This window comes from Allomuricauda sp. CAU 1633, from assembly GCF_017313225.1.
GTDB lineage: Bacteria > Bacteroidota > Bacteroidia > Flavobacteriales > Flavobacteriaceae > Flagellimonas.
Map to the genome: position 1 here is coordinate 615,535 of NZ_JAFLNE010000001.1, position 24,313 is coordinate 639,847.

Genomic DNA, 24,313 nt, shown 5'->3' on the forward strand with positions numbered 1-24,313 from the left:
AAAATGGCAGAAGAACTAAAAGTTAGATATTCGGATAAGGACCTGAATGAGTTCAGAGTCTTGATTGAAGAAAAAATAGAAAAAGCAAAAAGCCATTTGGACCTTTTAAAGAGTGCCTACATGAACGATGGTAATAACGGTACGGATGATACCTCGCCTACGTTCAAGGCCTTTGAAGAAGGGTCCGAGACCATGAGCAAGGAAGCCAACACCCAACTGGCGATTCGACAGGAGAAGTTTATCCGAGATCTTAAGAATGCACTTTTACGCATTGAGAACAAGACCTACGGTATCTGCCGTGTTACCGGAAAGCTCATCAACAAAGAGCGATTGAAGCTTGTGCCCCATGCCACATTGAGCATTGAGGCGAAGAACATGCAGAAATAATAAAACGCCTTTGGGCGTTTTTTGTTTATGAGAACTCTGTTCTTTGTGTTTGGGCTTTTTTTTCTTGTACAGGTGCAAGGGCAAAAACTGGTGAAGAAGGCTTTTATCGGTCCACGAACACAATCCATTCAAATTGACTCGCGCTACTGTTATCAAATTGATTTACAAACGGCCAAGACCAATGAAGTTCAAGTTGAGGCCAGCATAGAGGGGGAATATGCCAAGGATTTGTTGGTTTCCTTGGAAGAAAAAGGAACAACGGTGCGCATCAGTACGGGTTTCCAACCCAACTTCATCAACCCCAATGACAAGCTTAGTGCCCATAAGGTGGTTTCCATAGCACTGCATATTATCGTACCGCAATACAAGAATGTATCTATTTTTGGAACCAATAGCAATGTACAGGTAAAAGGTAGTTATCAAAATTTAGATGTAAAACTATCCGATGGCAGGTGCGAGTTGGACAATGTGTCGGAAATGGTTGAAGTCACCACCCAAAAAGGAGACATTTGGTTAAGTACAGATAGCGGAACCATTCTTGCTGAAAGTACATACGGTCTGGTTGAAAACAATCAAATCCCAAATGGACATAATCAATATATCTTGAAGACGATACAGGGCAACATCCATCTTAGGAAAACAAAATAATATACCTATTTTTGCAACCACTTTTTAACGGCATGAATCTAAAGAAGTCCCTTATCATCATTGTACTGATCCTACTTATTGACCAAATAAGCAAGGTTTACATCAAGACCCATTTTATTTTGGGAGAATCTCATGATGTTTTAGGTTGGTTCAAAATACTTTTTATAGAAAATGAAGGTGCGGCTTGGGGTACCAAACTCAGTGATCTACTGCCCATTTCGGAATCTGTTGGGAAGCTTGTATTGACTATATTCCGAATTTTTGCTGTCTTTGGTATTGGTTATTGGTTGTGGGACATCATTAAAAAGCAATCTCCCAGAACCCTTATCTTGGCGGTCTCACTAATTTTTGCCGGGGCTTTGGGAAACATTATCGATTCTGTTTTTTATGGGGTTATTTTTGACCACAGCAGTGGGCAAGTGGCTACGCTTTTTTCCAATGAACCGTATGGAAGCTTGTTTCATGGTAAAGTGGTAGATATGCTCTATTTTCCGTTGATTGATGCTACATGGCCCGAATGGGTTCCCAGTCTGGGTGGGCACCGGTTTAGGTTTTTTGAGCCTGTTTTTAATATTGCCGATACCGCCATCAGTACTGGCGTGGGCATATTGATTGTTTTCAATAAAAAGGCGTTCCCAAAAAAATCAGAAGATTCAAAGGAAGTGGTAGATCACAATGTGTAGATCTTTTCTGGGGTAACGCAGTAATCCAGCTTTACATCATTTTCATGAACATCGGTAATTGTGCTTTCTTCTGGTCCAAATAAAGAGAGTCCGATTTTAACGGTTTCTTTTCTGCATTTCTGTAAAAAAGTGTCATAGAATCCTTTTCCATAACCCACACGGTTTCCTTGAAGGTCAAACGCCAAAAGCGGAACAAAGACGACATCGATTTTATTCTCTGGGACAAGGATTCCATCTACAGGTTCTGGAATGCCCCAATTGTTTTTTTTGATGACTGTACTATCGGTCAACAAATAATTTTCCAAAGCATTGGCACCATGTGTTTTTGGGATGACCACATGTTTGTCTTTTCCTTGGAGTAAGGTGATGAGGGGAAGTGTATCTACTTCTTTGTTTTCCTCAATGCTTAAAAAGATATGGAAATAAAAAAAATCCCAAATAGGGATTTGAAGTACATGATTTGCTAAATCCATACTCAAATCTGAAATTTTGGAAGGCGTAAGTTCCGTTCTCAGATTTTTGTATTTTTTTCTTAGTTCATGTTTCAACATCTAGGTGAAATGTTGAAGATTTTTGGGGTAGTGTTCTGGGGCAATATAGTACTACTCTCCTCGGGTAGATACCGAGAAAAAGATTTTGAAGAAAAGCATCAAAATCAAATACATTCCCAAAACGATAACATAGTTTTCCATTTGCATTGTATTTATAGCGTTAAATGTAGGTAAAACAATTTTAAAATTCACCATGAAATGCACTTTTTATCGATGAAGTGCATGATTTTTATCAATTGTTTAACAATTTAGACTTGTTCTAAGTTGTTAATTATAGGTTTTCCATAGATTTTTTAGAGAAAAACCACAGTTTTCGCAAAACTCATAGGATGAGCTTCTTGAAAACAAACCATTTTCGTAAAAGCAAACCGCACTGTGGTTAAACCAAACCAAGAAAGCATCAAGTTTAACAAAAAACACTCCAATTAAAATATAACTTTGTTAAAAGTCGATTAAGGAGATTTCCCAAAATATCTATGTCCTACCCACCCATCAATGTTCAGATCAGTGTATTGCCCAATAGTCCGGGGGTATACCAATTTTATGATGTGGACGGTAAAATCTTATATGTGGGCAAGGCCAAGAACCTTAAAAAAAGGGTGTCTTCCTATTTTAACAAAAAGCAGGAATACGGCAAAACCCGGGTCTTGGTCAAGAAAATACGCAGCATCAAACATATTGTGGTTCGCACAGAGTCTGATGCCCTGTTGTTGGAGAACAATCTGATCAAAAAACTGAAGCCCAGGTACAATGTAATGCTCAGGGATGATAAGACCTACCCTTGGATTTGTATTAAAAACGAACGTTTTCCCAGGGTCTTTCCAACCCGAAAACTGATCAAGGACGGGTCTGAATATTATGGTCCTTACACCAGCATGAAAACGGTGAGGACTTTGTTGGACCTTGTAAAAAGTCTTTACCCACTGAGAACCTGCAATTATGATTTGTCCGAAGAAAAAATCAATGCGGGGAAGTATAAGGTGTGCCTGGAATATCACTTGGGCAATTGTCTGGGTCCCTGCGAAGGATTACAGAGCGAAGCCGAATATCACGGTCAGATTGACGATATCCGACAGATCATTAAAGGAAATTTAAAAAACTCCATACAGACCTTTAAACAACAGATGAAGGTTTTTGCGGAGGAAATGGAATTTGAAAAGGCACAGCGCATCAAAGAAAAAATTGATGTGTTGGAAAACTATCAGGCCAAGTCAACCGTGGTCAACCCCAAGATCAATAATGTGGATGTGTTCAGCATTATATCCGACGAGACCCATGGTTATGTTAACTTTTTGCAACTTTCACACGGATCCATTGTTCGGTCGCACACCTTGGAAATCAAGAAAAAGCTGGATGAAACCGATGAGGAATTGCTGCAATTGGCCATTACGGAGATTAGACAACGGTTCAATTCCCAATCAAAAGAGATATATCTACCTTTTTCGGTTTCGGTGGAGGATACTGTTAAAGTAAGCTTGCCAAAATTGGGAGATAAGCGCAGGATTTTGGAACTTTCTGAGCGTAATGCCCGTTTTTATCGCCAAGATCGATTGAAACAGATCAAAATAACGGACCCGGATAGGCATACTACAAGGATTATGGCTCAGATGAAGGCCGATCTTAGGCTTTCCCAAGAGCCCACCCATATTGAATGTTTTGATAATTCCAACATTCAAGGAAGCAACCCTGTGGCCGCTTGTGTTGTCTTTAAGAATGGAAAGCCCTCCAAAAAGGACTATCGGCATTTCAATATAAAAACGGTGGAGGGGCCAGATGATTTTGCGAGTATGGAAGAAGTGGTGTATAGGCGTTATAAAAGATTGCTCAATGAAGAAGAACCATTGCCCCAACTTATTGTTATTGATGGGGGAAAAGGTCAGTTGTCATCAGCATTAAAAAGCTTGGAAGCCCTTGGGCTCCGAGGTAAGATTGCCATTATAGGTATAGCCAAGCGGTTGGAGGAGATCTATTTTCCAGATGATCCGGTTCCTTTGTATTTGGATAAAAGATCTGAAACCTTAAAAATAATACAGCAACTTAGAAACGAGGCACACCGATTTGGGATTACGCATCACCGGAACAGAAGAAGCAAGGGAGCCATTGGTTCGGAGTTGGAGAGTATTGAGGGTATTGGTAAAAAGACCGCTGAGCAATTGTTGAAGAATTTTAAATCGGTAAAAAGAATAAAAGAGGCCACCATTGAGAGTCTTGCCGAGTCTGTAGGAATGGCAAAGGCCAAAAAAATTTATAAATCCTTTCACTGATAGTATGGGCATTAAACACATTTTTTCTGTTTTAAGCTGTATTCTTTTTGGGGTTTTGGGCATGGCCCAAACACCAGATGGCGAGACACCCCCAAAGATAGGCCTGGTACTTAGTGGCGGTGGTGCCAAAGGGCTGGCCCACATAGGAGCACTTAAAGTAATTGAGGAAGCCGGGGTAAAGGTGGATTATATTGGGGGCACCAGCATGGGGGCCATAGTGGGCGCTTTGTATGCATCAGGTTATTCTGCACATGAGCTTGATTCCATTTTTAGGGTGACCGATTTTGCAGAACTTATTCAGGATAATGTGCCCAGGGGGGCCAAAACATTTTATGAGAAGGAAGATTCTGAACGCTATGCCTTGGGATTGCCGTTTACCAATTTTAGTGTCAGTTTTCCGCAAGCCATCTCTGGGGGTCAGAATATATACAATGAGCTGGTGCGATTGCTGTTTCATGTCAAGGACGTACATGATTTTGAAAAGTTACCCATCCCTTTTTTGTGCGTGGCCACTAATGTGGAAACTGGCGAAGAGGTGTTGTTGGATCATGGGTATTTGCCTGAAGCTATCATGGCAAGCGGAACGTTTCCATCGCTTTTTGAGCCTTCGGAAATTGATGGAACCATATTGATTGATGGAGGAGTGGTCAATAACTATCCCATAGATAAAGTTAAAAATATGGGGGCCGATGTTATTATCGGAGTGGATGTACAGCACAATTTATCCACACGGGAATCCCTTTTATCCGCTACGGAAATTTTACTACAGATCAACAACTACCGGACCGTTAATGATATGAAGAAGAAATCCGAAGAAACAGATGTTTACATACGACCAGACATTGATAAATTTTCGGTAATTGATTTTGGCAGAAGCAAAGAAATCGTAAAAAGCGGGGAAGAAGCTGCAAGGAATAAGATTCAGGAATTGCAAGTGTTGGCCCAAAGCCAAAATTATACGGGCATGGGCAAAAAGAATATCCAGATAATGGACAGTCTTACCATTAATAGGATGATCATTAGGGGGAACGATCTGTATACCAGGGGATATATTAAAGGAAAACTAAGGTTTAACCTAGCTGAGAAAATCTCGTTTGAAGATCTAAAACAGGGCATGAACAATCTATCGGCAACGGGAAACTTTAAGGCTATCCGGTACGAGTTGGTTTCCAACGGATTGGGTACAGACTTGATTCTAAAGTTAAAGGAAGACCCTACCAAAATGTTCTTGAAACTGTCTGCCCACTATGATGACCTCTATAAAAGTGCGGCCCTTATAAATTTGACCAAAAAGAATCTTTTTATGAAGGATGATGTGGGATCGTTTGATTTTATATTGGGAGATCATATAAGATATAATATGCAGTATTATCTAGACAAAGGGTATTACTGGAGTTTTGGCATAAATTCAAGGTTCACCGATTTTGATGAGGAGGTTGATTTTGGATTGATTCGGTCCAACTTTGATGTTCGTAATGACCCCAATATTCGTCAAATAAACTTGGACGTTACCGATTTGACCAACCAAATCTATCTACAGACCGTTTTGCAAGAGGAATTTGCCTTTACCATAGGGGCAGAGCACAAACTTTTGCGATACAGTACACGAACCCTGAACCAATTGGAAGGGGAGGATGTGGAAGAATCGCTCATAGACCCTCCCGAAAGAACATTTTTTGAAAACTCCAATTATTTCAGTGCTTTCGGAAAAATTACGTTGGACACCTATGACGACAAATATTTTCCCACAAAGGGGCTGTATTTTGACAGTGATTTTCATCTGTATCTTTTCTCATCGGATTTCAATGATAATTTTAGGGAGTTTTCCATTGCAAAAACAAAATTGGGAACCGTAATCCCTTTGTCCCACAACCTAAGTTTTAATATAGAAGCCGACGGAGGAGTTAAACTGGGAACCTCTGCCGTAACCTCTTTTGACTTTGTGCTGGGCGGTTTTGGAAACGATTTTGTGAACAATTTTGTGCCCTTTTTTGGATATGATTTTCTAAGTCTTGCCGGAAACAGTTTTGTAAAGGCATACGGACGTTTGGATTACAGATTTGCCCCAAAGAACCACTTGCTCTTGTCGGCAAATTTTGCCAATGTGGACGATGACCTTTTTAGGACAGGGGAATGGTTTTCGGAGCCCACTTTTTCCGGTTATGGAATAGGGTATGGTTTTGAGTCGTTCATAGGTCCTATACAAGTATATTATTCCTGGACTCCAGAGATTAAAAATGACAGTATTTTCTTTAGTATTGGATATTGGTTCTAGTTCAAGGAATATGTACCAAAGCCTTGGTTTTTCTTAAGAAATTGCCAAAAATCAGTAGTAAAACCATCAATTTTGAACAACTATAGTTAAAGTCCGTTAAAAACTTATTTTCCTACAAAGGCTTAATGTATCTTTACACCACATAAGGGGTGGTTCCCTTATAACTTTAAGTATTGGTTTTTCATAATTTAAAGTTTGGTTGGTTATTTAGGAAAAGCCCAGTTTTAAGACTGGGCTTTTTTTGTATATAATATTTTGGAATAACTTTTGTTTAAGTAAATGTAAAGCGCATAGCCCCAAAAGCGATTTTATTAATTTTATAGCAATAAAAAGGGTCATGAAAAAGACACTGATTGTACTTATGCTACTTAGTGCCGCCTTGGCGATTGGGCAAAAATTCCAACCTGCCTACAAATCGGGCGAGTGGCTGAAATTCCGAATTCATTATGGATTCCTCAATGCAAGCTATGCCACATTGCACTTAACCTCGGATACCTTGGATAGCATTCCCGTATACCACGTAGTGGGTGAAGGAAAGACCACAGGCTTTGCCAGTATCTTTTTTAAGGTTGATGATACCTATGAAAGTTATTTTGGACGTAATAACGGAAAACCCTATCGTTTTGTTAGAAAGATAGACGAAGGAGGTTATACCAAGGATATTGAAATTGATTTTGACTACAAGGAGGAAATGGCCGTTCTTAGGGATAATAAGAATGGGACCGAACAGAAAATTCCGGTCCACAATAAAATCCAAGACCTTATCTCGGCTTCTTATTTTATGAGGAATAATTATAACCTGGAAGAATTTGAGGAAGGCCAATCCATTAATCTGGATATGTTGTTCGATGATGACGGGGTTTTTCAGTTTAAACTAAAATATTTGGGAAAAGAAGTGCTCCGAACCAAGTTTGGCAAGGTGGAATGTCTTAAATTTAGACCTTTGGTTCAGTCGGGCCGTGTTTTTAAGGAAAAAGAAAGCCTTACCCTCTGGGTTTCAAACGATTTGAATAAAATTCCAATACGGATCAAGGCAGATTTGGCCGTTGGGTCGTTAAAAGCAGATTTGGAGGCCTATAACGGACTAAGAAACCAGTTTAAAATAATAATGGATTAGTTTAGTTTGGATGAAGAATGATGAGCGAATTGAGTCCCAAATCAATAAGCTAGAAGAAAAATACAAAAACTCTGGTCAGGATCTTAGCTCGTATCTCGATGGATTGCTCTACCAGAGATACCTCACCTATTGGGACTATATACATTTAGATACTTTATTGAGCCTTCAGGTGCCACGCACCCATTTCCCGGATGAGGAAATCTTCATTATGTACCACCAGATCACCGAACTTTATTTTAAGCTGATCATCCATGAACAAAAACAGATTGTAGAGGACCGGTCTCAAGACCTTCAGTTCTTTATTGAAAAAGTAACCCGCATCAACAACTATTTTAAAGCGTTGATTTCCTCGTTCAGCATTATGATTAAAGGTATGGAGCGGGAACAGTTTCTTCGCTATCGGATGGCTTTGTTGCCCGCCAGTGGGTTTCAATCAGTACAATACCGAATGATTGAACTCTATGCCACCCCCTTGGAAAATTTGGTGCACCATACAGAGCGCGATGATTTTTCGTCCAAGGATAGCATCGAGGAGCTTTTTGAGCATATCTATTGGAAGAATGGCGCAACGGACAAGGCCACTGGAGAAAAAACACTGACACTAAAACAATTTGAGATTCGGTATACCCCTCGGCTATTGCGTATTTCCAACCAAGTGAAGAACAGTACCGTATACCATAAATATCTTCAACTGCCCGAATCTTCCAGAAATAATAACGAGCTTATAAAAGCGTTAAAAGAGTTGGATATGAACGCCAACGTAAATTGGCCACTGATGCACATGGGCTCCGCCTACCGGTATCTGGCCAAGGAAAATCAAGAAATTGATGCCACCGGAGGCACCAATTGGAAACAGTATTTACCGCCCAGTTTTCAGAAAATAATATTTTTCCCAACTTTGTACTCAGAAAATGAGCTTGATACATGGGGAAAACAGTGGGTGGACCATATATTTAATCCAGCAAACAAGCAATACAAGGAACAAGATTAGAATGCGAAAATTTATTGGGGCAATTTTGACGCTGGTGGTTCTGGTGTCATGCAAAGAAGAAAAGGTTGTAGTAAACGATGAATTGGTTAAGGTGGAAACGATAGAGAAACCACCCATCACCCATTTTGGGTTTAATCTGGATCACTTTAATGTGGTGCATGATACAGTTCGCCGGGGGGATAGCTTTGGGGAATTGATGTTGAAAAACAAGGTGGACTACCCAAAAATTGCCGCTATTTCAGAAAAATTCAAGGACACCTTCGATGTGCGAAAAATTATGGTGGGCAAACCGTATACCATTCTTAAATCCAAAGACACTTCTGAAATCGCCGAAATCTTTATTTATCAAAATGACAAGATCAACTATACGGTTGTTGATTTAAGAGATAGTGTAAAAGCCTACAAGAGCAAGAAAAAGGTAAAACTGGTCGAACGTGAGATAGGTGGTGTTATCGATCACAGTCTGTCCATGTCCATTGATACCTTGGGAGTAGATTATAACCTGACCTTTGCTCTTTCTGATATTTATGCCTGGACCATTGATTTTGGGCGATTGGACAAAGGTGACAGATTTAAAGTGGTTTTTGATGAGCGTTATATCAATGATACCATTTATGCTGGGATTGGTGCAGTAAAGGCAGCCTACTTTGAGCACAAGGGAAAAACCATATATGCTTTCCCTTATATGTCAGATGCAACCAACAATATCTTAGAGTATTTTGATCAAGATGCGAACAATTTAAGAAGCACCTTTTTACGGGCGCCGGTTAAATTCCAATATCGGTTGTCGTCCCGGTATAACCTAAAAAGAAGGATTGCTTACTACGGCTATAAAGTAAGACCCCACAAAGGAACTGATTTTGCTGCCCCAATTGGTACACCCATTGTGGCTACTGCAGATGGAACAGTAACCGAATCGACCCGAAGAGGCGGAAACGGTAAATACGTGAAAATTAGACACAACGACACCTACAGCACCCAATACCTGCACATGAAAGCGCAAAACGTAAAACGAGGTGACTTTGTACGTCAAGGTGATGTAATTGGTTGGATTGGAATGACCGGAAACACTGGCGGGCCACACGTTTGCTATCGTTTTTGGAAGTATGGTAGACAAGTAGACCCTCTTAGAGAAGAACTTCCCGCTGCAGAACCCATCGCAGATTCGTTACGTACTGATTATTTATCTCATATTCAACCGTTGCGTGATCAATTGGATTGTATTGAATTGATAGAACCAACCCCAGAACTCGAAGAAACGCTCATAACCTATAACCAATAATGGCCTTACCCAAAATCAACGCGACTACTACCAACGCTTGGAAAAAACTTGCAGAACACTATAAACAAAATAAGGACACCCATTTAAGACAACTTTTTGCCGAGGATGCCGATAGAGGACAAAAATTCAGCATTCTGTGGGATGACTTTTTGGTGGACTATTCCAAAAACCGAATCTCAGAGGAGACACTTTCCCTTTTGTTGGATTTAGCCGAGGAAGTAAAGCTCAAAGAGGCCATGGATGGTTATTTTGGGGGAGACCTGATCAACCAAACCGAAGGAAGGGCCGTGCTCCATACCGCGCTTAGGGCTAATAAAGGCGACACTGTTTTGGTTGATGGAGAAAATGTGGTAGAGGAAGTTTACGAAGTAAAAGAAAAGATAAAATCGTTTTCCGAAGCTGTAATCTCTGGTGAAAAAAAGGGATTCACAGGCAAAGCCTTTACCGATATTGTCAATATCGGCATCGGTGGGTCCGATTTAGGCCCGGCAATGGTCACCGAGGCCTTAAAATTCTATAAGAACCATTTAAAGGTTCATTTTGTGAGCAATGTGGACGGAGACCACGTTCATGAAGTGTTAAAGGAACTCGATCCAGAAACCACTTTGTTCGTTATTGTTTCCAAAACCTTTACCACCCAAGAAACATTGAGCAATGCCTTGACCATTAAGAAATGGTTTTTGCAGCATGCTTCTGAAAAGGAGGTGGCCCATCATTTTGTGGCCGTTTCCACCAACCTTGAAAAAATTGCCGAGTTTGGAATAGCAGATGATAATGTATTTCCCATGTGGGATTGGGTCGGAGGCCGTTTTTCGCTCTGGAGTGCTGTTGGCCTTTCCATCGCACTTTCGGTGGGTTATCAAAATTTTGATGACCTGCTTGCAGGGGCTCATGCCATGGACAAGCATTTCAAGGAAACTCCATTTTCAGAAAATATGCCCGTTGTTCTGGCTTTGTTGAGCGTTTGGTACAATAACTTTTACGAAGCAGAGACTGAGGCCATTATTCCCTACACTCAATATTTGCATCGCTTTTCGGCCTATTTACAGCAAGGCATCATGGAAAGTAATGGGAAAAGTGTGGGTCGTGATGGCAATAGGGTCGGGCACGAAACTGGGACCATCATTTGGGGCGAGCCTGGCACTAATTCCCAACATGCCTTTTTTCAATTGATCCATCAAGGCACAAAATTGATTCCAACCGACTTTATTGGGTTTAAGGAATCGTTGCATGGCGATGTGGACCATCATAATAAATTAATGGCCAATTTCTTTGCGCAGACCGAAGCATTAATGAACGGGAAAACCGCTGATGAGGTTAAAAATGAATTGGAAGCACAGGGTGTTTCAGAAGAAGAACAAAAACCCCTGCTTCCCTTCAAGGTGTTTGAAGGCAACAAACCCACCAATACCATATTGATCAAAAAACTCACGCCAAAAACCCTTGGTGCATTGATTGCCCTTTACGAGCATAAAATCTTTGTGCAGGGCGTAGTTTGGAATATTTTCAGTTATGATCAATGGGGTGTGGAATTGGGCAAACAATTGGCCAAGACGATTCTTGCCGACATTGAAAATTCAGATATTGGCAAACATGATGCCTCTACATTGAATCTTCTCCAATTTTTTAAGAGCTAAACAGCCAGTTTTTTATTTGTAGGGAAAAAGCTTAAGCATTTGTTTGTCAACTGCTTTTCTTTGTTAATTTTGTGTTAACTGCAACAATTTCATTTAACCTTGACTTAATCGCTGAAAGTCAAAAATGAATCACTTTTGCAGGGCAAATTAAACACTTAAACACTGAGAAATGAAAAGAATTTACTTGGCTTTTGTGGCGATTTTTGTGTCCGCAATGGCATTTTCACAAGGAACAATTACTGGTACTGTGGTGGATGGCGAGCTTGGCGGCCCGCTTCCTGGCGCCAGTGTGGTAGTTAAAGGTACTTCCATAGGTACTTCTACTGATTTTGATGGAAACTTTACTTTGGAAGTTGATCAAGCTTCTGGAACTTTGGTGGTTTCCTACATCGGATTTGTTAAGCAGAACATTACTTTTAGTTCAGCTGGGAGCGTCGGAACCATTTCTTTGCAACCTGATGCAGAAGAATTGGAAGGAGTTGTAGTAGTTGGTACAGGTATTATTGACCTTGCAGCCGACAGAAAAACCCCAATCGCAGTTTCTTCCGTTCCAATTAAGGTTATTCAAGAAAAAATTGGTACCCAAGACGTTACCATGACCTTGGTGAATACTCCTTCTGTATATGTTTCTGGACAGGCAGGTGGTTTTGGAGACACCAACATGAGGGTTCGTGGTTTTGATCAGGACAACACCGCTTTTCTTTTAAACGGACAACCAATCAACGGTATGGAAGATGGTTTGATGTACTGGTCAAACTGGTCTGGTTTGAATGATGTTGCCTCTGGGGTTCAGATTCAACGAGGCTTGGGATCTTCAAAATTGGCCATTTCTTCTGTTGGGGGTACGGTGAACTTTGTGACCAAGGCCACTGAGATGAACGAAGGCGGTTTTGGCTATTCCACTGTGGCCAACAACAACTACATTAAAGTTTCTGGTGGATATAATACTGGTGTTTCTGATAAGGGATGGGGATTAAGTGTTATGCTTTCCCACTGGCAAGGAGATGGATATAATGAGGGTAACTTTGGTGAAGGCCAGACCTACTTTATTTCTGTGGGATATACGCCCAATGATAGCCACAACTTCAACTTTTTGGTTACTGGCGCACCTCAGTTCCACGACCAGAACTTTACCAAACCCATCTCTAGCTATTTGGAGTATGGTTTACGTTACAACAATAACTGGGGTACTTACAATGGCCAATACCTTACGGAAAGAAGAAACTTTTACCACAAGCCTGTTGCTAACCTAAACTGGGACTGGAACATTGATTCTTCTACAAGTTTGTCAACTGTGTTGTATGCCTCTTGGGGTAATGGTGGTGGTACCGGAGATCGCGGTAACCGAATTAGAACAGACGACGGTTATGTAGACTACGATGCCATTTATGCCTTTAATAACAGCGTGCCCAATGGTGAAGGAGGATACTTTGCTGCAGGAGGGGGTTATGTTACCAGATCATCCATGAACCTGCACAGCTGGTATGGCTTAATTTCCAACTTCGAAAAACAACTTTCTGACAACCTTACTTGGAATGTTGGTTTCGATTTAAGAACTTACTATGGAAAACACTTTAGGGTAGTTTCTGACTTTCATGGTCTTAGCTCATGGCAAGAGAACATTCGTTTAAGAGATCAGAATAATGACCATCAAACGTATGGTACTTTTGGCACTTACAAACAAGTAATTGCCACGGAATCTTTTAGGCCATCTGGATGGGAAGCAGCTTTTGATAGCTATCCAGAAGACCAAAAAATTGCCTACAGCAATGATGAGCGAATCTCTTACGGAGGATTGTTCACGCAATTGGAGTATGCTACCGATCAATTTTCTGCGTTCTTCCAAGGATCTATTTCAAATCAATATCACCAAAGATTCGATCCTTTCCAATATGCAGACCAATCTTTGATCGATGGTACTTCATCTCAAGGTACAGGAACTCCGCTTCCTGCTGGTATCACTGATGGTGTGGATTCCGAAAAAGTGAACAACTTTGGATATAACGCTAAAGGAGGTTTCAGCTATAGCCCAACTGATCAGCATAGCTTTTATGCAAATGCAGGTTACTATAACCGTCAACCCTATCATGACAATATTTATCTGAACTTTACCAACCAAATCAATCCGTTAACGGAGAATGAAAAGATTTTGGGATTGGAAGCGGGTTATGCTTACTCTAGCTCCATGTTCTCTGGTAGTGTAAACCTTTACCGTACTTCTTGGAAAGACCGTGTGGTGACCAGCTCCAATGTTGTTGATGATGTGGTTACCTACACCTCTAACTTTGGTGCAGAGCAGTTGCACTCTGGGGTTGAATTGGATTTTAAACTAAGACCGGTTAGTGGACTTAGCTTTAATGGTTTTGCATCCATAGGAAATTGGGAATACCAAGGTGAAACCGTAACCCAAGTTACTGATGAGGAGCGTAATGTTATTAGCACTGAACCTGTTGACATTGATGGTGGTAAAGTGGGTGGTGCCGCTCAACTATCTGGTGGACTAGGTTTTGCTTACAGAATTACCAGCATGTTCTCTATTGATTCTGATTTCAGATACTATGACAACCTTTATTCTGATGTAGGTGCAGTTAAGGAAAACCTTGAATTGCCATCCTTCAGTCTATTGGATGCTGGGGTAACTTTCAACCTTCCTTTGGGAATTGATAAAACCAAAAACCTGAAGATCAGAGCCAATATGAACAACGTATTGGATAAGGAATACATCTCTAGACTTACCACCAATAATTTCGCAGAAGCAGGCGATGAGCTTTATGATGGTATTGCTGTTTCTAACCAAGGATACTTTGGTTTAGGTAGAACTTGGAACGTTACTTTGCGTTACGATTTCTAATCTAATTATAAGAATATATGAAACCCTGCCCATCGGCAGGGTTTTTTTATGTTCAAAATCGTTATTTTTAGAATCGAAAAAACTCTACTCAAAATGGAAATTATCAAGAACCTTCACTCGTATCTTGCCTACATTGTATTGGCCGTACTCATCATTGCGGTGGTCAATGCCCTATTGGGGTGGCTGGGCAAAAAGGATTTTACCCTTCAAAAAGACCTAAGGATAAGTTTGTTTGCACTCATTTTAAGCCATATTCAGCTTTTGGTGGGGCTTATTCTGTACTTCGTTTCGGCGAATGGCCTTAAAGCCATCCAAAGCTTAGGAATGGGAGGATTGAACGCGCCTGCACGACTCTTGGCGGTGGAACACCCCTTTATTAACATCATAGCCTTGGCGTTGATTACCATTGGGTGGTCTCGTCATAAAAAGTTTATGGAAAGCGACAAAAAGTTTAAGACCATCACCATTTTCTATGGCCTTGGGCTGTTATTGATCCTAAGCCGTATTCCTTGGGGGCAGTGGTTTGGTTAAGATTTTCATTCCCGCGAACCTGCCTGTCGGCAGACAGGGGCGGGAATCTCATTCAACTTCTTTAACCAAAAACAAATACGCCGGAAAATGATCGCTATACCCTGCCGTATAGCTTCCGCCTGCATACGTTCTTAGGGGGTAACCTTTGTATTTTCCTTCAGTGGTTCGGATAAAGGAAGGTGAAAAAATGCCCGCTTTCCAATACGAAAGGGTCTCTTTTTCATCATTGACCACATTGGAGGTCATAAAAAACTGGTCAAACAAGTTCCACTTATCTCGGTAAGCCAACGAACCGATTCCCTTTTTGTACAATTGCTCCATGGGGTTGAAGAGACTTAAACTGTCCAATTGTTTTGTTTTTCCTTTGGTTTTCAGGATGCTCTTGAGACTATCATCCCTGGGATCATCGTTTAAATCGCCCATACAAATGATTTTTGCCTTCCAGTTCAGATTTTGGATGGAATCAATAATACGTTTGTTCAACAGTGCGGCCCGTACCCGTTTGGGATTGCTTTTGGCGGCACCGCCTCTTCTTGATGGCCAGTGGTTCACCACAAAATAGAAGTCCTCATCGTCCATAAGTCCTCCTACCACCAATTGGTCACGTGTATAGACCCGCTCACCAAGGTCATCAAACAATAAAAGGCGATGGCTCTTAAAGGAAGTGGGCAAATAAGAGGATTTTTTAAAAAGTAGTGCAACATCAATCCCCCGCGCATCCGGGGAATCAAAATGCACAATCCCATAATCTTTGTCCCTCAAATTCGGGTGAATGATAAGATCTTCCACTACTTTTCGGTTCTCCACTTCGCACAGGCCAATAACATCTGGTGAAGTTTTGGACGTGTCCTCCCCTATTTTGGAAAGCACCTTTGAAATGTGGTCAATCTTTTGGAGATACCGTTCTTGCGTCCAATGATAGCTTCCTTCGGGAGTACGATCATCATCAAAAGTGAGAGAATCGTTCTCCGTATCAAACAGGTTTTCAACATTGTAGAACGCAATGGTTCTTAGGGTATACGTTTTGGACGTTTGTCCATAAAGTGAGGTCGATATTAATACAAGTAGGCATATTAATAATCGCATTTTATTTTGATTTTGCCACTAAAATAAGTAAGATTGCGAAATTATCGCGCAGCCTGTAAGGCAATTACAACCCCTTTTTTATTAATTAACCTACTCATAAGCTATGAGAACAGCTATGTTCTTGGCTGTATTTTGTTGGTCTACTATGCAATATGGGCAACAGGGTACTACCATTACAGGGCGTGTGCAAGAAAGGGGAACCAATGCGCCTATTTATAAAGCCAGTATTACCATTAAAGGCTTTTCACAAGAATTTTTTTCCGATGAATCTGGGAACTTTGAGATTACTCCTCAAGATTCTGAAGAGGTTTTGTTAATTATTTCTGCTCCTGATTTTATTTCAAAACGATTTTCAGTATTCCTATCTGGTGAAACCATTGACTTAGGAGAGATTGTATTGGAAAGAGACATTGAAAGGGAAAAGACAGATAATTTGATAACCCTTACTGATGGTGATCTTTTGGATGATGGAGAAACCGTTTCGGGCACTTTGGGACTGTTGCAGTCCACAAAGGATATATTCCTGAATAGGGCTGCTTTTGATTTTGGTCAGGCCTTTTTTAAGGTCCGAGGGTACGATTCTCGAAACGGTAACGTCTTGATCAATGGCATTCCCATGAACAAATTTTTTGACGGTCGACCCCAGTGGAATAATTGGGGCGGGCTCAATGATGTGGTCAGAAACCAAGAATATACCTACGGGTTGACCGAGAACCCGTATGCCTTTGGTGGAATTTTGGGCACAACAAATATTGATACAAGCCCATCTGGGATGCGGCCGGGCATTCGTTTGTCCAGTTCCGCATCCAACAGAACGTACAGAGGTAGGCTGATGGCCACCTATAATTCCGGATTGGGGAAAAATGGTTTTGCCTATACCTTTTCAGCTTCAAGACGATGGGCCAAAGAGGGTTATGTTGAGGGCACTTTGTATGATGCATATTCCTTTTTCGGAGCACTGGAATATCAATTCAACCCACAGAACAGCATCATGTTTACCTCTATTCTGGCACGAAACCGAAGAGGGCGCTCCTCCGCACTTACGGAAGAGGCCTTCGCGCTCATGGGGAATCAGTATAATCCGTATTGGGGCACTCAAGATGGACGAATTCGAAATTCAAGGGAGCGGGATATTTTTGAGCCCCTATTTCTATTGAACTATAGGTTGAAACTGGATAAATTGGACTGGAACTTGGGTGTGGCCTATCAATTTGGCTCCAATGCAAGAAGCCGATTGGGCTATTTTAATGCTCCTAATCCAGACCCTACCTACTACCGATATTTGCCCAGTTACCACATCAATAGTTCCATTGGGGCGGATTTTATAAATGCAAATCTGGCCAAGGAAGCTCTTTTGGACAACCCCCAAATGGATTGGGAACAGCTCTATACCGCCAATGCCAATCCTAATACTAATGGCAAAGCGGCCTATGTGCTTTATAATGATGTTGCCAGCGACAATCAGATGACCTTTTCAACCAGTTTGGACTACAATTTTAATGAGATGATCAACTTGGGTCTGGGTGGGAATTATAGAAAAATGTCTTCGGACAATTATGCAGAAATCCAAGATTTGTTGGGGGCCACCTTTCATGAGGATATTGATGCGTTTTCCAACACCTTGAACGATAGCAATGAAAGCTTGGAGAAAATGGAAGGGGACATGTTCAATTACCATTACACTTTGGATGCATCCCAATTTGAGGTTTTTGGACAAGCCTCTGTATCAGCAAAAAAATGGAGTGGATTTGCTTCGGCTTCCATGACCAGCTTTGCAGTGCAACGAAATGGGCTGTTTGCCAACGAACGCTTTTTGGAAAATTCGTTCGGGCCGAGTGAAAAGATGTCTTTTTCCTCTATTGGGCTAAAGGGTGGCCTAAGCTATTTTATAACGGGAAGGCATTGGTTTACGCTTAACGGCGCAAAAATAGAACGGGCGCCCACACTTCAGAACACCTTTATCAACCCAAGGGAGAACAATGCGGTTGTTCCCGATATCCAGAAAGAGGTGGTGACCACGGTAGATTTGAATTACTTCATCAGATTGCCCGATGTTACGGGGCGAATCAGTGCGTTCTACACCCGTTTTCAAAACTTGACCGACATCAACTTCTTTTTTGTGGACTCAGGACTGGGTTCGGACTTCGTACAGGAGGTCATCACTGGTTTGGATCAGCTGCATAAAGGGATAGAGTTTGGATTGGAGTATGAAGCCTCATCTAGCGTAAAAATAACCGCCGTTGGAAACTTTGGTCATTACGTATATGCCAGTGACCCTTTTGTACAGATAAATTTTGATACGGCCGGAGCAGAAGAAGAACTCATTGATCCCGAAGGGACTATAGATTTGGGCATAGCCAAACTGAAAGAGCTCAAATTGGCGCAAGGCCCACAAACCGCATTGGCTTTGGGGGTGTCATATAGGGCGCCGAAGTATTGGTGGGTCGGGGCTACAACCAATTACCTTACCAATAATTATGCTAATCTGTCCACCATCACACGCACGCCAAGCTTTCTGTTAGACCCGGACACCGGCGAACGTTTCCCTAATGCCACTGATGAAAATGTTGATAAGCTACTAAGACAAAAACCCTTGGATGATATCTACCTGCTCAACCTCATTGGTGGAAAATCATGGTTATGGGGCAAAAAATATATCAGTGCTTTTGTCAGCATCAACAATCTTTTCGATTCGGTTTTTAGGACTGGTGGTTATGAACAAAGCCGTAACGGCAATTTTGGACAATTGCAAAAAGACAATTTGAGTGGTACCCCGTCCTTCGCACCAAAATATTGGTACAGCTATGGAAGAACCTATTTTTTGAATCTGGCAATCAGTTTTTAAGCAAACAAATTATGAGAAAACAAATAGCTATCGGAGCATGTCTTTTTAGTCTGATTTTGGTCGCATCTTGTGTGGGCAATGTGGATTTTGACACGCTCAAAACCCAATGTGATGCAACCTTGGAATCCAACCTAAGCTTTGCCGACTTGGATGCAATGGTTGAGGATGAGGTGATACAAATTCATGGTGATTTGGTATTGGAGGGGTATGTGATTTCTTCGGACAAAGCCGGGAACTTTTTCAATGTACTGTATCTACAGGACGCTCCAGAAAATCCAACCATGGGCATCCAGGTTGAAATTGATTATCGGGAATCCCATTTGTTTTATCCAGAAGGGCACAAAGTTTTCGTGAAATTAAAAGACTTGTATTTGGGAAAAAGTGGAGATAATGTGAAGTTGGGAGGCACATTTACCTCTTTTGGCAATATTTCCGTAGGTCGATTGCCGGGCTTGAAGGTGCTAGAGCATATTTTTTTAGCTTGTGATGAAAGTAGTATGGTTCAGCCTGTTAAAACCACAATACCCGAAATAGAAAATGCTCCTTGGAATACCTTGGTCCAAATAGATAGTTTGGAATTTGTGGAAGAGGAATTGGGAGAATTTTATGCCATTGCCACAGAAGAAACAGAACGAAGGTTGAAGGACTGTGCTGAAAATGAAATAGTGATGCTGAACAGTGGTTATGCTGATTTTCAAGCTGAATTGCTTCCAGAAAATAATGGATCGGTGACCGGTGTTTTAATTAAAGATGGAAAAAATCGGCAATTGGTGATTCGGGGGCTGGAAGACCTTGATTTTTCCAATGACAGATGCCCCGAGATCATTACCGAGTTTACATCCACCCAAATTTTTATTTCAGAACTGGCTGATCCAGATAACAATTCAAGTGCTCGGTTTGTGGAACTCTACAATTCGGCAGCAGAACCTCTCGATTTGAATCTCTGGACGCTGCGGCGGTATACGAACGACAATACTGAAGTAAGCTCTGCGATTGATTTGTCTGGTTTCATCATTGGGGCTCAAAGTACGTTGGTCATATCGCCCAATGCAGAAGAATTTGAGTTGGTCTATGGATTTCCTCCAGATTTGGGGGTTTCCACCAATAGCCCTGCCGATTCCAATGGAGATGATAATCTGGAATTGGTAGATCCATTTGGTAAAGTCATCGATATGTTTGGCGTAATTGGCGAAGACGGCTCTGGTACCAACCATGAATTTGAAGACGGGCGTACCATTCGCAATCCAAACGTAGTTGAAGGTAACCCGGTCTACACCTTTTCCGAATGGATTATGTACAACGATTCCGGTGATGCAGGAACCATACAACAACCCCAAAATGCCCCCGAGGATTTTTCCCCAGGGACCAGGGATTAATTTTTTTAGAAGGGCTTATACCCAAATTTTTGTCCACCCACAGAAGCATCGGCCATAAGACCAGCTTTAGGCAATGCAAAAACGGCTACACCATCTTTATATTTGGCATTAAAGGCAATACCAGATTTAAGGGCAACGGCGGAAGTTTCCGCGGCAAACTGGAACTTTTCTTCCTTAAACCGCTGTAGATCCACAGGGGTTTCAAAAAAGATGACCTCTATAATGGCCTGTCCACCGGCTTGCAGACCAATGTTCAACTTTTTAAGGTCGGCCATACCTACAGCTCCCCCACCTTCGTAAACAACGCCATTTCCAGAGGCGCCTCCAATGATAAAACCACCTTTCCCAACATTGGGAAAAATGACATAGCCTGCAGAGTTGTCAAAGAAATTCTCCAATCCGGAATCGGTATCCAAAAGCGTTTGCTTTGCCTTTTGGGCGTCGGCCATTATTTTTTCATCTTTTTTATTCTGGGCGAAAACACTGGTGGTAAAAGCTACCAATGCCACCAGTACAATTGATTTTAAAACTTTCATAGTGTTCTTGTTTTATAGTGTTTCTCAAAGTTAAAAAACAAACCCCTTCCAAAATGGAAAGGGTTTGCCAATTAATGTTAATTAAACCTTAGGATTAGGCCATTTATTCAGGAAAATTGGCGTTGGCCATTACCTCTTCCATTTGTAGCACATGGCGTTCGGTGTGTGCGGCGGTAAAAACAATGAGTTGAACTCCATCAACCGCACCAAAAGGAAGGTCTTTGTTGTACCTGTTCCTAAGATCGTCATCTGTGGTTTTTACATAGTCGATGAGTTCACTGCGTTTCTCTAAAAACGCCTGTAGCGTTTCCTCATAAGAGCCAAATTTGCCACTGGGCTCAAAAGGCTCGGAAGTTTTTACTTTGTTGCTCCGATCGGTTATCATGGGCATAATTTGTTCATCTTTAAAAACCAAGGAGTCCTTCAACGCAGGATTGGGACCATCAGCAACGGTTTTGTGGACCATGCCCCCAAAGGTGTTTTCAATGATGGCAAGGTGTTCCACAACTTCAGCGATGGACCAAGTGGCAGCATCAGGTTTAAAGTTCAATTGCTCATCGGTTAAATCATCCAGAACATTTAGCATGTGATCTCTGGTTTCGGTCAAGTGTTTGTTCACCATTTGGCGTTCTTCTTTAGTAAGCTTGGTGGTGTCTGTATTAAAACTGAAAAGCACCAAGGCTACCATGGGCAGCATAAATTTTTTCATTTGTTGTGTGTTTTAAGTTGTTTGATAGTGTTTCTTGGGTTGAAAATAGCCCATGATAAAGATAACGCAAATAAACACCCTTTTGGGGGGTAAATATGCCAAATTAGGGGTCACTTTGCACAAAAGGAAAAATCTATCCCATTTCAAATTAAAATAAGATAAATCTATGATTTTATAGTATTTTAATATCAATTATCTATGATTCCGACAAGCAATTTTGTAAATTTAGGGTGGCAAAAGATTTAATTAAAACAACATACAATCATGAGTAAAGAAATGGCAAATGGGGCAGATGCAAGTCAATGCCCATTTTTGAGTGAAGTGGCCGGTGGAGGTACACAAAATGAAGATTGGTGGCCCAATCGACTTAAGTTGGAACTTTTGAGCCAGCATTCTGAAAAATCGAACCCACTGGGTGAGGATTTCAACTATGCCGAAGAGTTTAAAAAGCTGGATTACGGAGCACTTAAAAAAGATCTTTTGGATGTTATGACCGATTCACAAGACTGGTGGCCTGCCGACTTTGGCAGCTATGCTGGTTTGTTTATCCGTATGGCATGGCACAGCGCAGGAACCTATCGTGTTCAAGATGGTCGTGGAGGTGGTGGCCGTGGTCAACAACGTTTTGCCCCTCTTAATTCGTGGCCAGACAACGTAAGTTTGGATAAAGCCCGTCGCTTGTTATGGCCTATCAAACAAAAATATGGTCAGAAAATTTCTTGGGCAGACCTTATGATTTTGGCCGGAAACGTGGCCTTGGAATCAGCAGGGTTCCGCACTTTTGGTTTTGCAGGCGGTCGTGAAGATGTTTGGGAACCGGACCAAGACGTATATTGGGGTAACGAAACCGAATGGTTGGCTACAAGTGATACACCAAACAGTCGTTATTCGCACAACAAGGAAGAACGTGAGATCGAGAATCCATTGGCAGCAGTGCAAATGGGATTGATTTACGTAAACCCAGAAGGACCGGATGGTAACCCTGACCCAGTAGCGGCAGCACACGACATTCGCGAAACTTTTGAGCGAATGGCGATGAATGATGAAGAAACCGTTGCATTGATTGCTGGTGGTCACACCATTGGTAAAACACATGGGAATGGAGATGGCGAAAAAGTAATGATGGATGCAGATCCAGAAGCAGCAGATTTGGCATCACAAGGCTTTGGATGGGAAAATAAAAATGGTACAGGAAAAGGTTCAGATGCCTTTACTTCTGGATTGGAGGTGATTTGGACGTCAACACCAGTACAATGGAGCAACGATTTCTTTAAGTTTTTGTTCGAATATGAGTGGGAATTGACTAAATCTCCAGCAGGGGCACACCAATGGGTAGCTTCAAATGCTGAGGCTATCATCCCTGATCCTTTTGGTGGGCCTAACAGAAAACCAACGATGTTGACTACAGATCTTTCGTTGCGTTTTGATCCTGCCTACGAGAAAATTTCACGTAAATTTTATAATGATCCACAAGCCTTTGCCGAAGCTTACGCACGGGCATGGTTTAAGTTGACACACCGTGATATGGGACCTGTTTCCCGTTATTTGGGACCAGAAGTTCCTAAAGAAGAGTTGATTTGGCAAGACCCAATTCCAGCAGTGGATTATTCTTTGGTTGATGCTTCTGATGTTGCGGCATTAAAAGCTAAAATATTGGATTCTGGTCTTTCCGTTTCTGATTTGGTGTATACAGCTTGGTCATCTGCAGCTACCTTCCGTGGTGGTGATAAGCGTGGTGGTGCGAACGGTGCACGTATCAACTTGGAGCCAATGAAAAGTTGGGAAGTAAACAAAGGAACCGATAAAACTATTGCTGTTCTTGAAGGAATTAAGGATGAATTCAATAGCAATACTAGTGGAGGTAAAAAAATCTCCTTGGCAGATATGATTGTTTTGGCAGGTAGTGCAGCGGTTGAAAAAGCGGCTAGCGATGCTGGTGTGCCAACCGAAGTTCCATTCACTCCTGGTCGTAACGATGCAACTCAAGCACAGACAGAGGTTGATTCTGTTGACTTTTTGAACACACCTTATGATGGATTTAGAAATTATGTGGTGGATGGGATAAAAGTACCTGCGGAGCATTTGTTGGTGGATAAAGCTCAATTATTGACGCTTACTACCCCTGAAATGACCGCTCTTGTAGGTGGTTTACGTGTACTTGGCGCCAATTTTGATGGTTCAAGACATGGGGTGTTTACAGATAACATCGGTGTATTGAGCAACGATTTCTTTGCCAACTTACTCGACATGTCTACCGAATGGAAAGCTGCCAATGAAGAAAAATCCCTATATGAAGGGGTTGATCGTAAAACAGGTGATTTTAAATGGAGTGGTACTCGAGTGGACTTGGTATTTGGTTCAAATTCCATTTTGAGGGCCTTGGCTGAAGTGTATGCTTCTGAAGATGGTAAGCAAAAGTTTGTTGCCGACTTTGTTGCCGCATGGACGAAGGTCATGAACTTAGATCGCTTTGACCTGAATTAGAAAAAAACATTTCTATAGTATATTAAGAAAAAGGAAATTAATTTGATAAGCTGCCGCATC

Annotated in this window: 18 protein-coding genes; 14 read left to right on the forward strand and 4 right to left on the reverse strand. The window is 41.5% G+C overall.

Annotated features, from left to right (window positions below; translation table 11 throughout):
* The first annotated feature begins 3 nt into the window (after positions 1-3).
* The 3 genes from J0X14_RS02765 (at position 4) to J0X14_RS02775 (ending at position 1,718) form a co-directional block, all read left to right on the forward strand.
* Positions 4-387, forward strand: coding sequence for a TraR/DksA family transcriptional regulator (locus J0X14_RS02765; protein ID WP_207096224.1), 384 nt, complete (start codon positions 4-6; stop codon positions 385-387).
* A gap of 90 nt (positions 388-477) precedes the next feature.
* Positions 478-1,035, forward strand: coding sequence for a hypothetical protein (locus tag J0X14_RS02770; RefSeq protein ID WP_317194410.1), 558 nt, complete (start codon positions 478-480; stop codon positions 1,033-1,035).
* 32 nt (positions 1,036-1,067) lie between these two features.
* A complete protein-coding gene (locus J0X14_RS02775) occupies positions 1,068-1,718 on the forward strand; it encodes a lipoprotein signal peptidase (protein ID WP_207096226.1) in 651 nt (216 codons plus the stop codon).
* On the opposite strand, the gene J0X14_RS02780 is transcribed toward J0X14_RS02775, so the two are convergent.
* The gene (locus tag J0X14_RS02780; RefSeq protein ID WP_207096227.1) at positions 1,706-2,269 is read right to left on the reverse strand and encodes a 5-formyltetrahydrofolate cyclo-ligase; all 564 of its coding nucleotides are present in this window, start codon (positions 2,267-2,269) and stop codon (positions 1,706-1,708) included. The genes J0X14_RS02775 and J0X14_RS02780 overlap by 13 nt on opposite strands.
* Positions 2,270-2,745: 476 nt before the next feature.
* Between J0X14_RS02780 and uvrC the strand changes: the two genes are divergently transcribed.
* The 8 genes from uvrC to J0X14_RS02820 all read left to right on the forward strand — a co-directional run bounded on the left by uvrC (position 2,746) and on the right by J0X14_RS02820 (position 15,217).
* Complete coding sequence (gene uvrC / locus J0X14_RS02785; RefSeq protein WP_207096228.1) at positions 2,746-4,533, forward strand: excinuclease ABC subunit UvrC; 1,788 nt, start codon at positions 2,746-2,748, stop codon at positions 4,531-4,533.
* Between the two features lie 4 nt (positions 4,534-4,537).
* Complete coding sequence (locus tag J0X14_RS02790; RefSeq protein WP_207096229.1) at positions 4,538-6,808, forward strand: patatin-like phospholipase family protein; 2,271 nt, start codon at positions 4,538-4,540, stop codon at positions 6,806-6,808.
* Positions 6,809-7,145: 337 nt separating this feature from the next.
* Positions 7,146-7,925: a DUF3108 domain-containing protein gene (locus tag J0X14_RS02795; protein WP_207096230.1), complete on the forward strand. Its 780-nt coding sequence runs from the start codon at positions 7,146-7,148 to the stop codon at positions 7,923-7,925.
* A gap of 10 nt (positions 7,926-7,935) precedes the next feature.
* Positions 7,936-8,916 (forward strand): tryptophan 2,3-dioxygenase family protein, encoded by a 981-nt coding sequence (locus J0X14_RS02800; protein ID WP_207096231.1) that lies wholly within the window; start codon positions 7,936-7,938, stop codon positions 8,914-8,916.
* A gap of 1 nt (position 8,917) precedes the next feature.
* Positions 8,918-10,198 (forward strand): peptidoglycan DD-metalloendopeptidase family protein, encoded by a 1,281-nt coding sequence (locus J0X14_RS02805; RefSeq protein ID WP_207096232.1) that lies wholly within the window; start codon positions 8,918-8,920, stop codon positions 10,196-10,198.
* Positions 10,198-11,835, forward strand: coding sequence for a glucose-6-phosphate isomerase (pgi, locus tag J0X14_RS02810; protein WP_207096233.1), 1,638 nt, complete (start codon positions 10,198-10,200; stop codon positions 11,833-11,835). Before J0X14_RS02805 ends, pgi begins: the two co-directional genes overlap by 1 nt.
* A gap of 169 nt (positions 11,836-12,004) precedes the next feature.
* Positions 12,005-14,686 (forward strand): TonB-dependent receptor, encoded by a 2,682-nt coding sequence (locus J0X14_RS02815; RefSeq protein ID WP_207096234.1) that lies wholly within the window; start codon positions 12,005-12,007, stop codon positions 14,684-14,686.
* Between the two features lie 93 nt (positions 14,687-14,779).
* The gene (locus J0X14_RS02820) at positions 14,780-15,217 is read left to right on the forward strand and encodes a hypothetical protein (RefSeq protein WP_207096235.1); all 438 of its coding nucleotides are present in this window, start codon (positions 14,780-14,782) and stop codon (positions 15,215-15,217) included.
* Positions 15,218-15,265: 48 nt separating this feature from the next.
* Here J0X14_RS02820 and J0X14_RS02825 read toward each other — a convergent pair whose 3' ends face one another.
* On the reverse strand, positions 15,266-16,303 hold the full coding sequence (locus tag J0X14_RS02825) for an endonuclease/exonuclease/phosphatase family protein (protein ID WP_207096236.1): 1,038 nt from the start codon (positions 16,301-16,303) through the stop codon (positions 15,266-15,268).
* 103 nt (positions 16,304-16,406) lie between these two features.
* Between J0X14_RS02825 and J0X14_RS02830 the strand changes: the two genes are divergently transcribed.
* Together J0X14_RS02830 and J0X14_RS02835 are read left to right on the forward strand one after the other, a co-directional pair.
* Positions 16,407-19,148 carry a TonB-dependent receptor gene (locus J0X14_RS02830; RefSeq protein ID WP_207096237.1) on the forward strand — a complete coding sequence of 914 codons (2,742 nt, stop codon included), beginning with the start codon at positions 16,407-16,409 and terminating at the stop codon, positions 19,146-19,148.
* A gap of 11 nt (positions 19,149-19,159) precedes the next feature.
* Positions 19,160-20,524 (forward strand): DUF5689 domain-containing protein, encoded by a 1,365-nt coding sequence (locus tag J0X14_RS02835; protein WP_207096238.1) that lies wholly within the window; start codon positions 19,160-19,162, stop codon positions 20,522-20,524.
* A gap of 5 nt (positions 20,525-20,529) precedes the next feature.
* Here the strand turns inward: J0X14_RS02835 and J0X14_RS02840 are convergent, their stop codons facing one another.
* The gene (locus J0X14_RS02840; RefSeq protein WP_207096239.1) at positions 20,530-21,060 is read right to left on the reverse strand and encodes a lipid-binding SYLF domain-containing protein; all 531 of its coding nucleotides are present in this window, start codon (positions 21,058-21,060) and stop codon (positions 20,530-20,532) included.
* Positions 21,061-21,163: 103 nt separating this feature from the next.
* Positions 21,164-21,769, reverse strand: coding sequence for a DinB family protein (locus tag J0X14_RS02845; protein ID WP_207096240.1), 606 nt, complete (start codon positions 21,767-21,769; stop codon positions 21,164-21,166).
* Positions 21,770-22,033: 264 nt separating this feature from the next.
* Between J0X14_RS02845 and katG the strand changes: the two genes are divergently transcribed.
* Positions 22,034-24,253 (forward strand): catalase/peroxidase HPI, encoded by a 2,220-nt coding sequence (gene katG / locus J0X14_RS02850; protein ID WP_410548697.1) that lies wholly within the window; start codon positions 22,034-22,036, stop codon positions 24,251-24,253.
* Positions 24,254-24,313: the final 60 nt, after the last annotated feature.